Raw genomic sequence first — 19,587 nt, forward strand, 5'->3', positions numbered from 1 at the left:
GAAACCTGTCGATTTTTCGACAGGTTTCTTCATTTTTCTTTATAAAACCATCAATACATAGGAAATTTAGCCGATAACAAGTTAGGTACAATATAGCATCACACATCTAAGAAGGAGCTGAACACCATTTGTTACGGTCAATAAAAACGAAGATTATCTTAACCGCTATCATTTTATTCATTTTAGGTATCGCCTTAATGACTTGGATGACCAATGATCAAGCGAAGAAACAGTCCATGGCCAATGCCATTGATTCAAGTAATGCCATCATTAGTGAAATGGGTTTCGGAGTATATCACTTTATGGACAAGTATGAACAAGGACTAGCGTTGTTGGCAACGACTGACACCATAACAGAGTTTACTGGAGAAAATGGAAAAGAGGTAACTGTCAAAGAAATAGAGGATCGTTTACAAACTTTCTTGTCTATGTACTCAAGTGCAGATGCCGTTTATTATTCATTGACTTCCAAATATACGGTCATTAAGCCGGATGATGATTTAACGGATTATGATCCGACGACGCGAAACTGGTATCAATTAGCGCAAGAACATCCAGACGAAGTGCAATGGACAGAGCCGTATTTGGATGATACAACCAATCAGTTTGTCATTACTGCTTCCAAAGCCATTCTGATCAACGGTACGTTTGTCGGGGCTCTTGGAATGGATATTGAACTGAGCGCATTAACAGACGAAATAGCGAGCCGCGATATCGGATTTAACGGCTATCCCGTATTGCTCGATGATCAAGGACTAGCTATCGTTCACCCGTCCAAATCAGGAACGGATGTAACAAACGAAGCACATTTCAAAAAAATGTATGATGCGGACAGTGGCGTCATCGAATACACCGATGATCAAGGTATCGACAAGCGCAATATTTATACAACGATTCCCGAGTTTAATTGGAAGGTCGGTGCAGTCTACGAAGAACCTAAGCTAAATGCGATGGCACATTCATTGCGCAACTCCATGCTAATCATTGCGTTGGTTACATTGCTTCTCACATTCGTCGGTCTATTCATTACGATTAGCCGTTTACTGAAGCCTCTCGATACTGTCAAAGATTTGATGGCGCAAGTATCAGGTGGAGATCTAACAGTCCGGTCAGATAATCAAAGCACAGATGAAATCGGTGAACTGAGCCGTGATTTCAATCATATGGTGCAAAACATGAACGACATTATCAGCGTCGTCCAAACATCAGCCGATCACGTCCGATCGAACTCAGAAAGTTTGAGTGCGGTGTCCGAAGAAACAAGTGCCGCAAGTAACGAAGTCGCCACGGCGGTCGGTGAAATTGCGCAAGGTGCTGCACAATCAGCGGAAGATTCCGAGACTGCGACAGAGCGTACGGAGCTTCTCGGTCAAGAAATCAATGAAATTCGCGAAAAAGCAGAAGCAATGCTGGACATTGCCACGCAAACCGGCATCCAAAACGATAACGGCCAACAACAAATGGGCGCACTGAAGTCTTCGTTTACGACAACGAGCGAAAAACTAGAAGAGATGTCAAGCGACATTCATTCACTTGGCGGAAAAGTACAAGCGATCGGTAGTGTCATGGAAACGATCATGAACATTTCCAAGCAAACGAATCTTTTAGCGCTAAACGCAAGCATTGAGGCGGCTAGAGCAGGAGAACACGGCAAAGGATTCGCCGTCGTAGCTGAAGAAGTTCGCACACTCGCAGAACAATCGGCACGTGCAACAGACGATGTCAAAGTAACGATAGAAGAGTTACAAAAAGAATCACAGATCGTGTCGCAACAGATGCAGGAAACGATCAGCACATTCCGCGATCAAGGCGTCGTTGTGGGTGATACGGAGAATACGTTCGGAGAGTTATCTTCTCTCATGGACACAATGCAAGAGTCGATCCATACCGTGTCCAATGAAATTCGATTGGTCGCGACGCATAAAGATGAGGTCGCGATGACGATCCAAACGATGTCGGCTACGTCGCAAGAGACGGCAGCAGCATGTGAGGAAGTTAGCGCGTCTTCGGAAGAGCAGTTACGTGCGATTCAGTCGGTGACAGAGGCTGCGGAAACGTTGACTGAGCTGAGCGAGAAGTTATCAGAGGTTATTGAGCAGTTTAAGGTGTAACCGTAAGGAGGATCCGTCACTAGACGGGTCCTTCTTTTTTGGGGTGATAAGACATTATTAAGGCAAGGGTGACGCTTTGGAACGTTGATTTCCGTTTTAGGCGGACGCTTTCCCATGGGCCCGCGGTGAGCCAACCAGTTCGCTGCGCTCTCTTTTGGTTGTCTCACCTGATCGGGCTGATCCATCGGGGAGTCGCCGCCTAAAACGAAAATCAACTGAGTGTTGTGGTATTAGTTAGGGATTTCTTTAAAAGTCTAGTCAAAGTAATAAATCTACTTCTACTTTCCCTCTTTTATAAGTCAATCATACGTTTTCGAAGAAACACTTAGTTGATTGGAGAGGAAGGCGGCGACTCCCGCGGGAAAAGCATGAGCCTTGAGACCCCACAGGAACGCAGTGACGAGGAGGCTCAAGCCATGCCCGCAGGAAAGCGTCCGCCTGGATCGGAAATCAACGGCTCTATAGACATCACAACCTTTCACTGTCACTTCACTTTTTAAAATACATTCCTTCCACCAAAACTATCTAAGCAAACTACTTACTTTCCTTAGCGCAAAAGCATGTCTTTCCCCTAGGCAAAACGATGAAATACCGATTCGTATTCCTTTGCCAGACTTTCTATTATGTAGATACCCAGGGAATACAAAGTGTCGTGCACGACCTGAAGAGGTCGCTTTATGGAGAACCAGAGGAATGAAAATTTTGAAGAAGTGATGCAACAGTACGAACCAATGATTTCAGCCATTATACGAAAACTAAATATCTATCGTGACTATGACAGCTTCCGCCAAACCGGACGCTTCGCTCTGTACCAGGCATGGTCACGCTTTGACGCAACCAAAGGAAACTTCACCCCCTTCGCCTACCGCTCCATCTACGGTGCGATGTTAGACGACTTAAAAAAGGAAAACCGATTCAGCGAAGTCAACACATCGGTAGAAACCGAAACACTCGAACACCTAGCACAATGCGACTTTGCCGAAGATCCAAACAGCCAACTACACGAAGCCATCACCGCTCTTAGAAAAGAAGAACGTGAGCTGCTCATCAAACTATACGTAGAAAACAAAACCCAAGCCGAATGCGCTACCCACTTCGGCCTCACCGTCCCAGGCATCAAAAAACGAAGAGAGCGTATACTGAAACGACTAAAAGGAAAACTAACGAGTAGTTAAATATAAGATGAGAGCCCATTTAAACCGTTGATTCGAGAACTAACTTTTAACTTAAATAAAAATAAGCAAGAGCAGTCCCAACAGGATAGCTCTTGCTTTTATATTTCCAGCTTTTGATCTTAGGTCTTAAAAATCCCTACACAATAAAAGTTGAAAGACAACACCAGTTGATCGTAAGTGGAAGGTGGCGACTCCCGGAGGATCAGCGTGCGCCTTGAGACCCCGCAGGGAGCGCAGCGTACGAGGAGGCTCAAGCCACGCCCTCGGGAAAGCGTCCACCTGGAACGTCGATCAACGTTGCCTTACCACCTTACCCTTTCCACTTCTTAAACCCACGACGCTGTGCAAAACGCGCACAAGACGAACACACCTTAATCTTCTTATCATTCGGCAAATAATACCCCTGATAAACAGAAGTCCGCTTCTTGCAATATTCACACTTCGGCTTCAAAAAATCAAACAACATATCGTTCCCCTCCTGACCACTCATAAACAAACGACCTCACGAAACCATTCATAATTACCTTGAGTATACCACCCCTCCAAGAAAAACAGTAAACATTTCAATAAATGAGCATACAGAAAAAGCGCTCCCCCGAAGAGGAACGCTATGTATCAACCTATTTACTCATCCGTAATCTCATAATTCCCGCGCTGATGTTTCTTACGAATCAAGAACGTCTTATGCCCTTTCTTCACACCGAGCGCCATCTGCGTGAATCTAGCTACCAAACCATTTTTCAACATACACGTCCGCTGGTACCTGCTCTGAAACGATGAATAACTACAGTTCACCGTAAACACATTGCCATCGCGGAATATCACTTTCGTGTGGTTTTTGTCGATTGGCAAGAACGTCAAGACATGCGCTAGCGAAAACCACACACAATCATTACTTGACGGGGAATGACTCGGAAACCAATACATATCCAAACTCTCACTGACCATCACAGGCGTCATATGGATTCTACCCATCAATGCTTTGCCACCTTCAATGCCACCACGCAAACTCGTACCAAAATATTGCATACTTAAGTCCACTACCGCAGTTGGACTAGTGTCTACTAAAACAAAATCACTATCTTTCAGCAACACAGCACATAACTTTCCCTCATCATTATAATACGGATAAACCAGACTTGTACCGGGTGTAATTATTGACTTCGTTTCCTCATTCATTTCCCATTATCCCCCTTTTTTATATAAATACCTTTCGATAAGTGGAATTAAGGGGTATACTAACACTAGGTTGGTATACACCAGCTGTTGATCCTCGAGTGTGTCTCGCATGACATAAGCACTCGGGGGTTTTCTGTTTCCACTAGGTGACACAATGCTTTTCACCTCCTTTCAGACAAATACGAACACGCACAAAAAACAGGCCAATAAATAGTGCTTCAGTTATTGACCTGCAATCATTCATTTTTTCATGAGAGTAAGCGTTTACATAATGAATTGAACACAAAGTACCTGTCTTAACGACTAGTATATAGTACTATGATGTTTCCGTCTACTGTCGTTTTCCATTATTCTGATTTTATTGTAGATAATTAGGAAACATTGTAGAACATATTGATTTTATGTATTTATTTAGGAGTTTATTAACCTAACCTATATTTAAATAAAACTTACGGACAAGAAGGTGAATCACAATGGATCGCTTAATAACGAATCTTCCGGAATATGTATTGAATCAAATATTAGAAAATGCGTTTCAATGGTTCGTCGTGGTGGACCAGGACGCACGGATTCTGTATATGAACCAAGATTATTGCAAGTTTCTTCATATCGAACAGAAAGATACGATCGGTCGCCCTGTTAATGAAGTGATCGAAAATACGCGTATGCACGAAGTGGTGAAGACTGGAGAAGAACATATTGCGTCCCCTCATTACATTAAAGGAACGTATATGCTGGCAAATCGTATTCCCATTCGAGTAGACAATAAAGTGGTCGGCGCATTCGGAAGCGTCGTATTCCGTGACCTTCATGACTGGCATCATCTAAGTTCACATGTTAAACAAACGTTGGAGAAAATCAATATGGGTGCTCCTGCTATGGAAGAAAGCACGTATCAAATGACCGATATCAAAGGGTCTTCTGCTGCTATTCTGTCCATTAAAGATACGATTCATATGATTGCTCCGAGTGACTTGCCCGTTTTAATTCAAGGGGAAAGCGGTACAGGCAAAACATTATTCGCGCACAGCATCCATCAATTATCCAACCGGTCAGATCATCCGTTGATTACGGTCAACTGTGCAGCCATCCCGCCCAATTTATTGGAAACCGAACTGTTCGGAAAAGGAGATCGTAGCGGACGAAAAGGACGTATTCAGCTAGCGGATAAAGGTACATTGTTTTTAGATGATATCGGCAGCCTCCCCTTACCTGTTCAAGTGAAGTTACTTCGATTATTGAATGACGGGGTCGTAGAATCACCGAACTCTCATCAAGTGGAATCGGTCAATGTACGAGTGATTGCTTCAAGTAGCCAACCATTAACGGAACTTATCGAAGCCAATCAATTCCGCACCGATCTGTACTATCGCATACAAGCCATTACATTGAACGTACCGCCACTACGAGAGCGCATGGAAGACTTTGCGGAAATCATTAGCTTCATATTCCATAAGACGATCGGTCAAACCGGCAAAAGAAGTATGGAGTTTTCGAAAGAGACCTTTACGTATTTGAACACGTACCACTGGCCAGGCAATATACGAGAATTGCAAAACGTGATTCAAGCTGCGGTTTATTTAACGAGCGGAGACGTGATCACACCCGATGCCTTGCCACCACAAGTCAAACAGCGAAAGGTTCAGTACGCCCCTAGTTCCCGGACGCTTGCTGAATCACTCGAAGAAGTCGAGCGAACCATTTTACTCGATACATTAGCTCAATTTCCAAATAAAAAAGAAGCCGCACTTATACTTGGAATTAGCAAATCCACGTTTTACGAGAAATTAAAAAAATATGATATTTGAACTATTTTCCGGTTTTCCGGAAAGAATTCCTGAATTTCGAACTTAAAACCTATCATTCTATTAGAAATATTCCGCTTTCTCGGAAATTTTATGTGTAAAGAACATGCAAACCCTGTACTTAAGCGGTTTGCATGTTCTTTTATTTTCTGCTTTAATAAATGAAAGCGCTTCACTTGTAACATTTTAGACAAATCTTTACTAGTACGTTACAAAAATATTCTATTATATGGAGGTAGACGGATGGGTATATTAGGGATGATTGGGCTTATTGGAGGTTTGGCTTTACTCATTGTGTTGACGATGAGAGGAGTCAACATATTAATCGCTGGACCGATTTCGGCATTATTTGTAGCATTAATGAGCGGCATGACGTTATTTCCTCAATTAGCAGGTGAAGGCGAAGACAACTTCGTCACGAGTTATATGACTGGATTCACGAGTTTCATCATGTCTTGGTACTTGATGTTCCTACTCGGTGCGATCTTCGGTAAAGTAATGGAAGACAGCGGAGCAGCAGATGCTGTGGCGAAATGGTTCGTTGAAAAGCTCGGCATGAAATTCGCGGTCCTTGCGATTGTTATGGCGTGTGCGATTCTAACGTATGGCGGAGTGAGCTTGTTCGTAGTAGCATTTTCCGTGTATCCGATGGCTATTTCATTATTCAAGCAAGCAGATCTACCGAGACGTTTCATTCCAGCGACACTCGGACTTGGATCGGTGACGTTTACGATGACATCCGCGGGATCCCCTGAAATTCAGAACTGGATTCCGATTGAGTTCTTAGGAACGAATGCATACGCTGGATGGGAAGTCAGTCTCGTGGTGGCATTGTTCATGGCACTGTTCGGTTACTGGTGGCTGAAACGAATCATTACGAAGGCAGTCAATAAAGGCGAACGTTTCGTGGATCGTTCATCCGATCCTACATTTGATACGACACGTTCATTGCCAAATCCATTCCTTTCTATGATTCCATTGGCTATTGTATTAATCATTTCATTCCTATTCCATGATAAACTAGCACAATCCGCTTTAATCCTAGCGTTACTCGGCGGAATCATCTCTACGTACTTCGTAGGTAGAAAATATTCACAGAACTACGGAGCAGCCATTTCAGCGGGTACACTTGGCGCAATGGTCGCAATCGGAAACACGGCAGCAGTAGTTGGATTCGGTGGCGTAGCGAAAGCAGTCCCCGCATTCCAGGACGCAGTAGCTATCATGACGAATATCCCAGGATCACCATTAATCGGTGCAGCCATTGCGGTATCCGTGATCGCAGGTATGACAGGTTCCGCTTCAGGCGGTCAGGCTATCGCTCTCCCGCTACTCGCACCTCATTATATGGATATGGGTGTCGATCCGGAAGCCCTTCACCGCGTGGTGGCGATTTCATCCGGTGCTCTCGATTCATTGCCACATAATGGCTATGTCGTCACGACGATCCAGTCTATTGCAGGCGAAACGCATCGTGCAGCATATGGCGCCATGGCAGCAGTCACCGTCATTGTGCCGACCATAGGTGTCGTCATCGCGATCGTCCTATTCTCACTAGGTTTCGGTATTTAATCGTTCAAGGAGGAAAGTAGTATGGTAAAAGATAAAGTATTGCTCATCACAGGCGCAGCGCAAGGTATAGGTTTCGAAGTATCCAAAGCCTTCTCAGATGCGGGCGCAATCGTCGTGTTGACGGATTTGAATGAAGAAAAAGTAAAAGAAGCGGCTGTCACGTTAGGTGGCAGCGCGATCGGCTTAAAATGTGACGTTACGAAAGAAGAAGATATTCAAGCAGTCATTGATGAAGCGATTTCTCAATTTGGCAGAATTGATATTCTCATTAACAACGCAGGACTGCAGCATGTCTCGAATCTAGAAGATTTCCCAACGGCAAAGTTCGAGTTGATGGTGAAAGTGATGCTAACGGCTCCGTTCATCGCAACGAAGCTCGTATTGCCGCATATGAAGAAACAGCAATTCGGCCGTATTTTGAATATGGCATCGATCAACGGATTGGTTGGGTTTGCGGGTAAAGCGGCGTACAATTCTTCGAAGCATGGTGTGATTGGTTTGACGAAAGTCGCTGCGCTGGAGACGGCAGCTGACGGCATTACAGTGAACGCGATCTGTCCTGGGTATGTGGACACTCCGCTTGTGCGCAATCAGTTTGAGGACTTAGCTGAAGTTCGTGGTGTGCCGTTGGAGTCTGTTTTGGAGGATGTTATTTATCCTTTGGTGCCGCAGAAGCGTTTATTGGATGTGAAGGAAGTGGCGGATTTAGCGTTGTATCTTTCGGGTGAGAGTGCGAAAGGGATTACTGGGCAGGCTGTTGTGCTGGATGGTGGGTATACGGTTCAGTAACCTAAAAACCGTTGATTTCCGTTCCAGACGGACGCGTTCCGCGGGCACGGCTTCCACTACAATCAACTGAGTATCCCTTCACTACTTTAGTTCAATTACTAAATTAAAAAAAGTTCTCAAACCGACTACTTGTCGAGTTGAGAACTTTTTATTGTCTTCAAACGATATTACATAACACTTAACTCTGAATCTTTCATATCACTAATAAACATACAACCTGGAGAGTGCGTAATCATGATAGACGGTTTACTTTCCATTGCTACGGCTTGAGGTGTAACCCCACACGCCCAGAATACGGGGATTTCATCTTCGTTGATTGTCACGCTATCGCCGAAATCAGGTGCGGAAATATCCTTAATTCCAATCAAGCTCGGATCACCTAAATGAATCGGTGCACCGTGTACATCAGGATAACGAGTAGTGATTTGAATGGCGCGAATGGCGTCTGCGGCTTTCATCGGTCGCATGCTGACGACAGTAGGTCCTTCGAAAATGCCGGCCGGTGTACAAGGAATATTGGTCTTGTACATCGGCACGTTGCGATTTTCTTCGATATGTCGAATCGGAATGCCGCCAGCGAGTAGCGGGGCTTCGAATGTGAAGCTGCATCCGATTAAAAAGCCGACCATGTCGTCTTCCCAGTAATCTGTAATATCGTGTACTTCTTCAGTCAACACGCCATCTTTGTAGATGCGATAGCTCGGTACTTCACTGCGAAGGTCTGCGCCTTCTGCCATTTTAGCCGGACGATAGGAACCTGGTCCTGTCACATCCAGTAGCGGACAAGACTTCGGATTTCGCTGACAGAACAACAGGAAATCGAGAGCGTGTTCTTGTTTCAATATGACTAGATTAGCCTGTGTGAATCCTTTTGCCATACCTGAAGTCTGACCTGTGATTTGTTGCTCGCGAATGAGTGTCCGAATTTCTTGTGGCCTCATAGTGCTATAATTTTTCAATACATGACCTCCTCAAGAATTAGTCAAACAGCAATGGAATCTGCTCGATTAACGTCATAACACCTAATACACCCATCACGACAACGACGATTGCGCCGCCAATTGTGAGCCACAACGGATGCTTGTACTCTCCGACAATCGTCTTCTTATAAGCCGCAACGAGTAAAGTACCTAGTGCTAGTGGCAAGATCAATGCATTCAATGCCCCTACTAATAAAAGAATCGTGACGGGCTTTCCTACGAATGCGAAAGTCGAAGTCGATACGATGATGAATAAAATGATAATCCAGTTATGATACTTTTCGATGAATGGGTGGAATGAACGAATAAACGAAACCGATGTATACGCCGCCCCTACGACAGATGTAATCGCAGCTACCCACATGATGACACCGAATAATCTCAACCCAAGTTCCCCTGCTCCGAGCTGGAACACAGAAGCTGGTGGATTGTCTGGATCGATTTGCAATCCTTGTGAAACGACACCAAGCACGGCTAGGAATAATGCGACGCGGATAATGCCCGTGACGACAATTCCTGTAACGGAACTCTTTGTGACGTATGGAACCGATTCAATTCCTTTAACTCCGGCATCTAGCAAACGGTGTCCACCTGCAAATGTGATGTATCCGCCCACTGTACCGCCGACTAATGTAACGATTGCGAAGAAGCTAATTTCAGAAGGATTAAACGTTCTGATGATTGCCTCTCCAACTGGTGGAGATGTTTTAAACGCGACAAATACAACTAAAATAATCATCAACACACCGGCAACAGCAACAACTTTGTCCATCACTTTACCTGCTTCTTTTACCATGAATATCAAAATCGCAAAGACCGCACTGATGATCGCGCCCATGATCGGATCGATTCCAATCATCGCGTTCAGTCCGAGTCCTGCACCTGCGACGTTCCCGATATTAAACGCAAGACCGCCTGCTACGATGAGGAAGGCTAGTACGAAACCTAAACCTGGTAACACTTTATTGGCAATTTCTTGTCCACGTAGACCCGAAACTGCAATGACACGCCAAATATTCATTTGAGCGAAGACGTCTAATATTAATGAAATTAAAATAACGAAACCAAAACTTGCTGCGAGTTGCTCAGTAAATACAGTTGTTTGCGTTAAGAATCCCGGTCCGACAGATGACGTAGCCATTAAGAAAGCTGCACCAAGTAAGACGCCACGGGTTACTTTTTTCTGCTCCTGCTCATGAGTAAGTCCTAGCTTCTCCTTATTCATAGAGAGTCCTCCTTAGTGGAAATAGCCGTCACCGTAATTTCTTCATCGTTCAGCCGGTCTGTAATATACTTCGCAAACTCCACTGCGTGCTCACCATCTCCATGAATGCAGATCGTATCCGCACGTAAAGCGACATCGGTCTGTTGCTGCGAACGGACTTTGCCTTCTTTCACCATTCGGATCACTTGCTCCGCAGACTTCTCTTGATCGGTAATCATCGCATCGCCCTGTGAACGCGACGTCAACATACCGTTTGATTGATACGTACGATCAGCAAACACTTCATGTGCGGTTACGAGTCCAATCGCTTCCCCTGCTTTGGATAACTCACTATCGGCAAGCGCAAATAACACAAGGGACGGTGACACATCGTACACTGCCTGCGCGATAGCTTGTGCAATCCCCTGATCTCTTGACGCCATTTGATACAGCGCGCCATGCGGTTTCACATGCTGCATCGGTTCGTTATGTACAGCGAGAAACGCTTGCAGTGCACCAATTTGATAGACGACCATGTCATACGCTTCTTGCGGCGTGATATCCATATCTCTACGTCCGAATCCGACTAAATCCGGCAATCCAGGATGTGCCCCGATTCGTACGCCATTATCGATCGCGAGTTGTACAGTTTCACGCATCACGGAAGGATCTCCTGCGTGGAATCCACACGCTACGTTCGCGGATGTTACATATTTCAATATTTCCTTTTGTTCTCCTAATGTATAGCGACCGAAACTTTCTCCTAGATCACTATTCAAATCTACTTTCGCCATGTTCATGACCTCCTTTGTTTTTAAAAACAGAAAGCACACTCAAGTTACCTACGATAAGTAAGCGTTTGCAAACTATTCAGTTCCGAAATCCGAAACTTCGGTTTTGAACTTGAAACTTAGTCTATCATAAAATTATTGTGTTGAATAGACCATTGTCGAAATATGGTGAGTATTTTTATTAAATGAAATATAGGCTTGTATTTTCTCTTTAGGAATCTATAATAGAACTACGATTCATTTTTCAGAATGACAGTTTCGAATTTCGGAATTTGAAGGAGATGTTACGATGACTGTTCCAAAATCTCTCGATATAAAAGTACTCGGCGATTCCGCCATCATTATACAACTGGGTGAAGGCATCCATCCTTCCATCCACCAGCAAGTGAAAAATCTCTCGTATCTTTTAGAAGAATATCCGTTTGACGGCTTCATCGAGTCGGTTCCTGCCTATAATAGTTTGGCGGTGTACTACTCTCCGTATCTTGTCCATCAATCAAAGAACGGATTTCAACTAGACGGGACTCCTCTTGAAAAAGTAACCGATTATATACAGACACTAGCTGCCCAAATATCCGAACTTCCTGTTACGGAAGGGAGATTAGTCGAGATTCCTGTGCTTTACGGTGGCGAATTTGGCCCTGATTTGCATATTGTCGCAGAAACTCACGGCATGACTATTGAAGAAGTCATTGAAATTCATACGACACCTGAATATCTCGTTTATATGATCGGTTTTGCACCTGGATTTCCATTTCTCGGTGGGCTTGATGAACGCATTGCGACACCAAGAAAATTAACACCACGGACATCGATTCCTCCTGGCTCTGTCGGCATTGCGGGTAAACAAACAGGGGTCTATCCACTCGAAACGCCGGGCGGCTGGCAAATTATCGGGCGTACTCCAACTGATCTATTCATGCCGGATATGTCTCCTCCTTCCTTGTTGCAGTCGGGCGATAAAATCAAGTTTTGTCCGATGACGCAAGAAGAATATGATGAACAAAAGAAGGTGAAGACATGTCAGTAAACGTATTGAATGCAGGACTTTTAACTACCGTACAAGATATCGGCCGCACCGGCTCACAAAAGTTTGGCGTTCTTGTAAGCGGTGCCATGGATAGCTATTCAATGCGGATTGCAAACTTGCTTGTAGGGAATGCGGAACGTGAAGGTGTTTTGGAGATTACGTTGTTCGGAACGAAGCTGCAGTTTGAGGAAGATACGTTAATTGCGATTACGGGCGGCGATCTTCAAACGACAATTGACGGTATACCGGTTGCGAATTGGCGGCCGGTTCTAGTCAAAAAAGGGGCTGTGCTTAAATTTGGCTTTGCGATTGAAGGATGCCGCGCGTATTTGGCGATTGCGGGAGGGCTTGATATACCGGTCGTGATGGATAGCAAAAGTACGTATATGGTGGCGGGCATTGGCGGTTTTAAAGGGCGTGCGTTGCAACAAAATGATCAGCTTTCATTCGGCAAGATGACGGAATCGAATGAGAAAGTTTTTAAGTTGATTGAACGTGAAGGTACGCCAGACTGGGCTGTACCGCATCATCCGTTAATTAGCCTAGAATCTACGCAAACCGTTCGGATCATTGAAGGGACGGAGTATAAGCACTTCGATGAAGCGAGTAAACAACTACTTGTACATGAACCGTATGTCGTGACGCCGCAATCCAACCGAATGGGATTACGACTTGAAGGTCAGGCTCTTTCGTTAAGAGAGAAAATTGAAATGCTATCGGAAGGTGTAACGTTCGGAACGATTCAACTCCCTCCTAACGGCAAGCCGATTATTTTAATGGCGGACAGACAAACCGCTGGCGGCTATCCGAAAATTGGCCAAGTGATCACTGCTGACTTAGGCAGCTTGTCGCAAGTGAAACCGAATGCGAAACTTTATTTCAAACTCATTACACATGCAGAAGCCGAGTGCGAACTGATCGCGAAAGAAGAATTGATCAATCAAATCAAAATCGGCATTCAGCATAAACTACACTACTAAAAAACCTTTGTGCTTCAGCATCACTGAAACACAAAGGTCTACTTTATCCAATATACCCAAGCTGCCTAGATATTTCTGAGGCGGCTTCTTTCACTTTAGGAACCAACGTCTTCAAATTCTCTTCTTGATAATTCGCTTCAATCCCCGCGATACTGATCCCCGCGATCACTTCACCACTAAAATCATAGATCGGTGCCGCCACAGCCGAAGTGAAATTCTCAAGCTCCGAATTACTGAGCGTATAGCCATTGCGGCGAGTCTCTTCGATAGACACAAGCAATGATTCCCGATCCGTAAACGTACCATTCGCAAACTGCTGCAACTCCGTCTTATCCAAATACTCCGCAATATAGCTATCCGAAAGATTCGATAAAATAATCCGCGAACATGCTCCCGCGTAAAGCGGACTGCTTCTGCCAACCGCAGTATATAAACGAACCTTCTGATATGTATCAATCTTCTCCACGTAAATCGCCTGATCCCCTTGCCTCACAATCAAGTTGATCGCTTCCTTCACGTCATTGTGAAGCTCTTCCATAATCGGATACGCAATCTTCCGGATATCCAACCGCTTCGAAACGAGGCTACCGTATTTGAGTAGCAACAACCCGAGACGATATTGTGAATCTGCGCCTTTCTCTAAGAATCTCATTTCTTCGAGTGAAGACAGCATGCGGTAAACGGAGGATTTCGGAATGCCCGATAGGTCGATGATTTCTTGGAATGTGAGGGCTGGGTGATCGACGAATAGGTTGAGTATGTCTAGGGAACGGACTACTGTTTTGTTGTTTGTGCTCATGTGGGCTCCTTTCTAGTGGATAATTCACTTCAATTGTTATAGTTTGTATAAAAACTTGTATGGTTGAGTATAGCATTGAAGTGAATTGTTGCCTAGATGGTACCGCTTCTTATGAATGGTACGTTTAAATGGACTCACTTTAATAATTGCAAGACGCCTTGCGTAACTTGATTTGCTTGCGACATCATTGCTTGTGAGGCTTGTAAGATGATTTGATTGTTAGATAACTTGGTTATTTCACTTGCCATATCTAGGTCTCTGATTCTTGATTCAGAGGCAGTTAAGTTTTCTTGATAGTTGGATACATTCTTTCCAATATGCTCTAAAGCATTTTGATATGCTCCAAATTTAGTTCTCTCAGAAGTTACAGTTTCCATTGCTTTATCAATCTTAGCTAATGAAGCATTGGCATTTTCATGTGATAGTACATTTAGATTAGCTATTCCTAATTTGTTAGTTCTAACATCAGATAATTGTAACTTCAAGTTTTGTCCTGTATTAGGTCCTACCTGAATTAAAAGATCTGAAGCTTGTTTACCAAAAGTATCAACCGGATTATCGATTGTAGGTGGAATAGATTGACCGTAAAATGTATTGACAACAAAAGATGCGCCCGCTGTCAATTCTCTAGTATTCCATATTAGACTATACCCACTATCTCCTACATCTTCTTTATCTGTTTTAACATCCCATGAATTCACACTGATGTAATTTCCAATGGCCATTTTATCTGGTTCAAGCAAAATCCCTTCTCCCTTAACTTTTCCGCCAGCTTGAAATTCAGCGTTTACATGACTTCCGGTAGATTGATTATAGACAATGAACTCATTAGGAATATCAGTACCTTCATAAACTGTTTTAGTTTCCACTTTCACTTTATTTACAATAAACGGAGCACGATCATCTTCTCCTAACATTGTATCAAGATGAAACTGAAAACCTACATCCTTATTATCACCACCTAAATTTTTTATTTCGTATTTTATTTCATATTTATCTTTAACAACTTTTACAGATTGCGTTACTTCCACATCATTATTGATAACGTATTTTGTAGTTAGATACCCATCAATTATAGTAGTTTGAGTTGTATTTGTGGATGAGGCTATTAAAGGAAAACTAGCATTACCAATTCGGACTGACGGTTTAGAAGTCCCACCATTTCCGAATACTAAAGTCTGATTATTATCTGCAGCTGTAGTGGGATAGCCATTTTGGGTTCCAAACATAAATGAACCATTGGCACTGATTGCGTTTTCCTTTAAGACATTTTCAAAGTTATAACTTGGCGTACTTGGTGTAATATTAGTAGAACTAAAACTAGCGCCATTCAACAAGGGAATAGTATTAAACTCTGTATTGTTTGCTATCTGATCAATTCCCTTTACAACCTCATTCATTTCATTTTGTATAAGAACTCTATCATCATATGTCAAAGTATCATTTGCTGCTTGAATGGTTAATTCTCGTAAACGAATTAGATTTGGGTTAGCTATTTCTCCTAAACCTGACTCTGCAACCTGAACTAATGAAATTCCGTTTTCGATATTTTGTTTAGCTTGCTCCAGTCCTCTAATTTGTCCCCTCATCTTTTCAGAAATAGCTAACCCTGCAGAATCGTCCCCCGCTTGATTGATCCTTAGTCCTGAAGATAATTTATTGATAGAATTAGCTACTCCTATATTGTTTTGCTGTTGGTTTCTGTATGTATTAATTGCAGATAAATTATGATTTATAATCAATATATTCAGCTCCACCAAATGATTTTTTAGACAACCCCAAAATATATAGGTCAATGTTAAATAATTTTAATACCCCAATTAATAGTTCAATAGCTAAAATGGCATGTCCTATTTAGTAATCTAATAGTATCACATATAATGAATAAAATAACATTTTTATTTAAGGGTTTTCTTTCGAGATCATCTTCAAAGAATGATAGCAACTTTCAATTCTAAAATACTTACGTAAAATGATAATGATAAAATAAGTTGGGAAAATAATGGGGAAACAATTTATCTACTGTGAAATACTTCATCATAGATACGAATAACACTTATATATAAATCAAGAATTCATATATCATCCGTCACATTCTCTAGTATTCCAGCTTCGTTCCGCAGTTTCCAACTAATAAATTAGTAAGTCTTTATATTCAGTCGTTATTAGTAATATATCCCCCCTTCACCTGATTTCCCGTGTTATACTATCAGTAATTGCACAAAAAGGAGTCCTTCTACATGTCATACGATTTACTATTATTCGATTTAGACGATACATTATTCGACTTTGCCGAAACGGAAAAGCACGCACTCGGCAATACATTTGCTACATTCGGCCTACCCAATGGATTAGAAGCGTACCGTGATACTTACCGCGCGATCAGCTCAGTCATCTGGGACGATCTCGAACAAGGACGCATCTCACTTGAGGAATTAAAAGTGGAGCGTTTCCGTCGGTTATTTGCACATCATGAACTACAACTAAACGCTACTCGTTTCGGTGAGTTATACATCGAAAATCTAGGCTATGAATCACATTTGATCGACGGTGTCGAAAAGATGATTTCACAGCTGTCTGATTACCGATTAGCTATCTTAACAAACGGCTTCACACTCGCTCAACACGCACGTATAGCGGGTTCTCCATTACGTAATACGTTCGAGGCGATCATTGCTTCCGAGGAAACTGGCTATAAGAAGCCCCAGCCTGAGATTTTTGAATATGCATTTAAGAAACTAGGTGTCACGGACCCTTCCCGTGTACTGATGATTGGCGACTCGCTGACATCGGATATACAAGGTGGAATTAACGCGGGTATTGACACGTGCTGGTTCAATCCTGACTACAACGAAAATAACTCGGGAATACAGCCTACGTATGAAATTCATTCGTGGTCAGAGTTCAGCTTGGAACGCAAGACAGTAAAAAGCAATTAATTTTATATCAACCACAAGAAAACCCTCCAATACATTTCATTGGAGGGTTTGTTCTATCTACACCTATAAAACTCTATTACCTTTTCTCACTCGCTGCCTCAATAAACTTCTCAAACAACATCAACGACAAAGCATCATTCCGCTTCACCATTGCTTCAGGATGCCACTGAACACCTACCAAAAATCGATGCGCAGTACTTTCGAGCGCTTCAATGACACCATCCTTCGCAACCGCTGTTACGACAAGCGGAGCTTTCACTTCCTTCACCGCTTGATGATGCAATGAATTCACGCGAACTTCAGAAGTCCCTGCCCATTCAGCCAACTTACTATCACCTACGATATCTATTGAATGAAAAGCAAAGTCTAAGTCCGTAATCTGATGGTGCTGCAATAAATCTTCAGATAGCTGAGCATATACATCCTGATAAATCGTTCCACCAAACGCCACATTCATCAACTGATACCCTCGACAAATTCCAAACATCGGCTTATCCTGATCCGCCATATATTTAATTAGCGCAAGCTCCGACTCATCACGCTCAGGCAATACTTTCCCAAGTTGCCGATGCGGTTCCTCGCCATACAAATAAGGATCCACATCTTCCCCACCGATTAGCAATACACCGTCTAACCGATCGCAAACTTCTTCAATCGCTTCGAGTCCTACCGGCAATATGACAGGCACGCCACCTGCCCGTCGAACTGCTTGTATGTATCGAGTCTGAACTAGTGTATCTCCGTTCTGATCTATATCTGATGTCACACCGATTAATGGTTTCATCTAGGCCACTCTCCTAATTACGTATTGTCATGCCAAGCTTATGTATACCCTACGTCTTATACCCCAATTAGGAGAGTTTACACCACTATTCAAATGAGTTCGCCACATAGATAGTACTAGCGTTACTCATTCCGATATAAACGATAAAACTGCTCTAACCCCTCGATCAGGCGCTCTGTCCGCTTCGCTGTATATTCCTCAAACGAAGGATCTTCGATTTCTTTAACGAGCGACCATAACGACCACAGAAAGTCTGATTTCAATTTCTGTAGATCAAGCGACTCTTTCGAAGAAGCTGGCAAACCGTAATGATCGAGCAACATTTGCTCTTGCTGTTCGCTTAACTCACGTTCCAAAATAAACGCCGCCAAATCCCACTCCGGCAAATAATTCGCACTGTACTCCCAGTCGATCAACAGCACCTGCCCCGCGTCATTCTGAATAAAATTACCCGTCACCGAATCCATATGACACGCCACATACTCCTGCCGCTCCCCTTGCATCAAATTCCTCATCCGCTCCTCCAACAACACATAAAGTGATGGGAGTTCAGTTAACGCAGCTTTATATTTCTCAACTTCTCCCCAATAATCAAAACGATTGATAAATTCATTTTTCGAAGAATGAAGCGTAGATAACACGTCTGCGATCTTCTTCAAATACTCGTCCGTGACAATCAACTCTCGTGTTAAATTAGCCGTCGCGTCGTAATACGGCGTCATTTTAATCCCTTCATCGGTAAATACCACATTATCGACCGTTACCCCAATTTCAGCTGCAATTCGCTGGTTTTCTTTTTCATGCTGGCGGTTGATTATGTCTTCAAACTCGTGTGCTGGGAATCGTAGGACGTATTTTTGTCCTTTGTGTTCGACGAGGAAGTTTAGGTTGGTGAGACCGCCTAGTCTTTTGATGTATTTTAGATTTTCGATTAGATACATTTTTTGCACCTCTACTTTTGTACTATCGTAATTATTGTTCTACTTCTAAATTTCTGAATAGAAATTAATTATATCAGGACAGATTGTACAATCAAGTTAGTTATTGGAATAGAGAGAATTTCAACAAAGTGCTATGCAAATACTTTATACATTGTATGTTCATAAACGCTTCTTTATAACTTTTTAGAATCCAGGTTCGAATAAAATGTAGCATTGATCTATTCGTTTCACAGCATCCTGTGTTGATTCGCATTGCTTACTATCACTTACTCCTCATATAGAGCTTTTCTTCAAAAAGTATACAAGTATTTACTAATTCATTTGGAGATTGATTGTACGATGGATTTTACTTACGTAAGAAGTACCACTTAAGGTGACTACAGCCATGCGATTGTTCCACTCTTGCCATGTTTTTGGTCCACTTCTGACATCAAATTGTTCCATCCTTGCCATAGGGAAGTCCACGCAAATTATTCTTAAAACAGCCACCGAACCGAATCTTCGATGG

At 43.0% G+C, this 19,587-nt stretch carries 17 protein-coding genes; 8 read left to right on the plus strand and 9 right to left on the minus strand.

The window, feature by feature from the left end; translation table 11 throughout:
- Positions 1 to 128 precede the first annotated feature (128 nt).
- Together CSV69_RS12765 and CSV69_RS12770 are read left to right on the plus strand one after the other, a co-directional pair.
- A complete protein-coding gene (locus CSV69_RS12765) occupies positions 129 to 2,111 on the plus strand; it encodes a methyl-accepting chemotaxis protein (protein WP_099693607.1) in 1,983 nt (660 codons plus the stop codon).
- A gap of 677 nt (positions 2,112 to 2,788) precedes the next feature.
- On the plus strand, positions 2,789 to 3,286 hold the full coding sequence (locus CSV69_RS12770; RefSeq protein ID WP_099693608.1) for a sigma-70 family RNA polymerase sigma factor: 498 nt from the start codon (positions 2,789 to 2,791) through the stop codon (positions 3,284 to 3,286).
- Positions 3,287 to 3,910: 624 nt separating this feature from the next.
- Here CSV69_RS12770 and CSV69_RS12775 read toward each other — a convergent pair.
- Entirely contained in the window at positions 3,911 to 4,465 is a 555-nt protein-coding gene (locus CSV69_RS12775) for a competence protein ComK (RefSeq protein WP_099693609.1), read from the minus strand.
- Between the two features lie 473 nt (positions 4,466 to 4,938).
- Here CSV69_RS12775 and CSV69_RS12780 point away from each other — a divergent pair, with 473 nt between their 5' ends.
- The 3 genes from CSV69_RS12780 (at position 4,939) to CSV69_RS12790 (ending at position 8,631) form a co-directional block, all read left to right on the plus strand.
- The gene (locus tag CSV69_RS12780) at positions 4,939 to 6,273 is read left to right on the plus strand and encodes a sigma-54 interaction domain-containing protein (protein WP_099693610.1); all 1,335 of its coding nucleotides are present in this window, start codon (positions 4,939 to 4,941) and stop codon (positions 6,271 to 6,273) included.
- Between the two features lie 246 nt (positions 6,274 to 6,519).
- Positions 6,520 to 7,842: a GntP family permease gene (locus CSV69_RS12785; RefSeq protein WP_198166284.1), complete on the plus strand. Its 1,323-nt coding sequence runs from the start codon at positions 6,520 to 6,522 to the stop codon at positions 7,840 to 7,842.
- Positions 7,843 to 7,863: 21 nt separating this feature from the next.
- The gene (locus tag CSV69_RS12790; protein WP_099693611.1) at positions 7,864 to 8,631 is read left to right on the plus strand and encodes a 3-hydroxybutyrate dehydrogenase; all 768 of its coding nucleotides are present in this window, start codon (positions 7,864 to 7,866) and stop codon (positions 8,629 to 8,631) included.
- 167 nt (positions 8,632 to 8,798) lie between these two features.
- Here CSV69_RS12790 and CSV69_RS12795 read toward each other — a convergent pair whose 3' ends face one another.
- The 3 genes from CSV69_RS12795 to CSV69_RS12805 are packed head-to-tail and all read right to left on the minus strand — an operon-like array spanning position 8,799 to position 11,609.
- Entirely contained in the window at positions 8,799 to 9,590 is a 792-nt protein-coding gene (locus CSV69_RS12795) for a putative hydro-lyase (RefSeq protein ID WP_099693612.1), read from the minus strand.
- Between the two features lie 19 nt (positions 9,591 to 9,609).
- Positions 9,610 to 10,836, minus strand: coding sequence for an NRAMP family divalent metal transporter (locus CSV69_RS12800; protein ID WP_085428417.1), 1,227 nt, complete (start codon positions 10,834 to 10,836; stop codon positions 9,610 to 9,612).
- Positions 10,833 to 11,609: a LamB/YcsF family protein gene (locus CSV69_RS12805; protein ID WP_099693613.1), complete on the minus strand. Its 777-nt coding sequence runs from the start codon at positions 11,607 to 11,609 to the stop codon at positions 10,833 to 10,835. The genes CSV69_RS12800 and CSV69_RS12805 overlap by 4 nt, the downstream gene beginning before the upstream one ends.
- 286 nt (positions 11,610 to 11,895) lie before the next feature.
- Between CSV69_RS12805 and pxpB the strand changes: the two genes are divergently transcribed.
- Positions 11,896 to 12,636, plus strand: a complete 741-nt coding sequence (pxpB, locus tag CSV69_RS12810; RefSeq protein ID WP_099693614.1) for a 5-oxoprolinase subunit PxpB — start codon at positions 11,896 to 11,898, stop codon at positions 12,634 to 12,636.
- Entirely contained in the window at positions 12,627 to 13,616 is a 990-nt protein-coding gene (locus CSV69_RS12815) for a 5-oxoprolinase subunit C family protein (protein WP_099693615.1), read from the plus strand. Before pxpB ends, CSV69_RS12815 begins: the two co-directional genes overlap by 10 nt.
- 43 nt (positions 13,617 to 13,659) lie before the next feature.
- On the opposite strand, the gene CSV69_RS12820 is transcribed toward CSV69_RS12815, so the two are convergent.
- Positions 13,660 to 14,415 carry an IclR family transcriptional regulator gene (locus CSV69_RS12820; RefSeq protein WP_099693616.1) on the minus strand — a complete coding sequence of 252 codons (756 nt, stop codon included), beginning with the start codon at positions 14,413 to 14,415 and terminating at the stop codon, positions 13,660 to 13,662.
- A gap of 134 nt (positions 14,416 to 14,549) precedes the next feature.
- On the minus strand, positions 14,550 to 16,157 hold the full coding sequence (locus tag CSV69_RS12825) for a flagellin N-terminal helical domain-containing protein (protein ID WP_158232672.1): 1,608 nt from the start codon (positions 16,155 to 16,157) through the stop codon (positions 14,550 to 14,552).
- Between the two features lie 498 nt (positions 16,158 to 16,655).
- On the opposite strand from CSV69_RS12825, the gene CSV69_RS12830 reads away from it, so the two are divergent.
- Complete coding sequence (locus CSV69_RS12830) at positions 16,656 to 17,354, plus strand: YjjG family noncanonical pyrimidine nucleotidase (protein WP_099693618.1); 699 nt, start codon at positions 16,656 to 16,658, stop codon at positions 17,352 to 17,354.
- Positions 17,355 to 17,430: 76 nt separating this feature from the next.
- Here CSV69_RS12830 and CSV69_RS12835 read toward each other — a convergent pair whose 3' ends face one another.
- The 3 genes from CSV69_RS12835 to CSV69_RS17185 all read right to left on the minus strand — a co-directional run bounded on the left by CSV69_RS12835 (position 17,431) and on the right by CSV69_RS17185 (position 19,532).
- Entirely contained in the window at positions 17,431 to 18,138 is a 708-nt protein-coding gene (locus CSV69_RS12835; RefSeq protein ID WP_099693619.1) for a gamma-glutamyl-gamma-aminobutyrate hydrolase family protein, read from the minus strand.
- A gap of 122 nt (positions 18,139 to 18,260) precedes the next feature.
- Complete coding sequence (locus CSV69_RS12840; protein ID WP_099693620.1) at positions 18,261 to 19,079, minus strand: choline kinase family protein; 819 nt, start codon at positions 19,077 to 19,079, stop codon at positions 18,261 to 18,263.
- A gap of 312 nt (positions 19,080 to 19,391) precedes the next feature.
- Positions 19,392 to 19,532 carry a hypothetical protein gene (locus CSV69_RS17185; RefSeq protein WP_233192394.1) on the minus strand — a complete coding sequence of 47 codons (141 nt, stop codon included), beginning with the start codon at positions 19,530 to 19,532 and terminating at the stop codon, positions 19,392 to 19,394.
- Positions 19,533 to 19,587: the final 55 nt, after the last annotated feature.

Source organism: Sporosarcina sp. P26b, assembly GCF_002743245.1.
GTDB classification, from domain to species: domain Bacteria; phylum Bacillota; class Bacilli; order Bacillales_A; family Planococcaceae; genus Sporosarcina; species Sporosarcina ureae_C.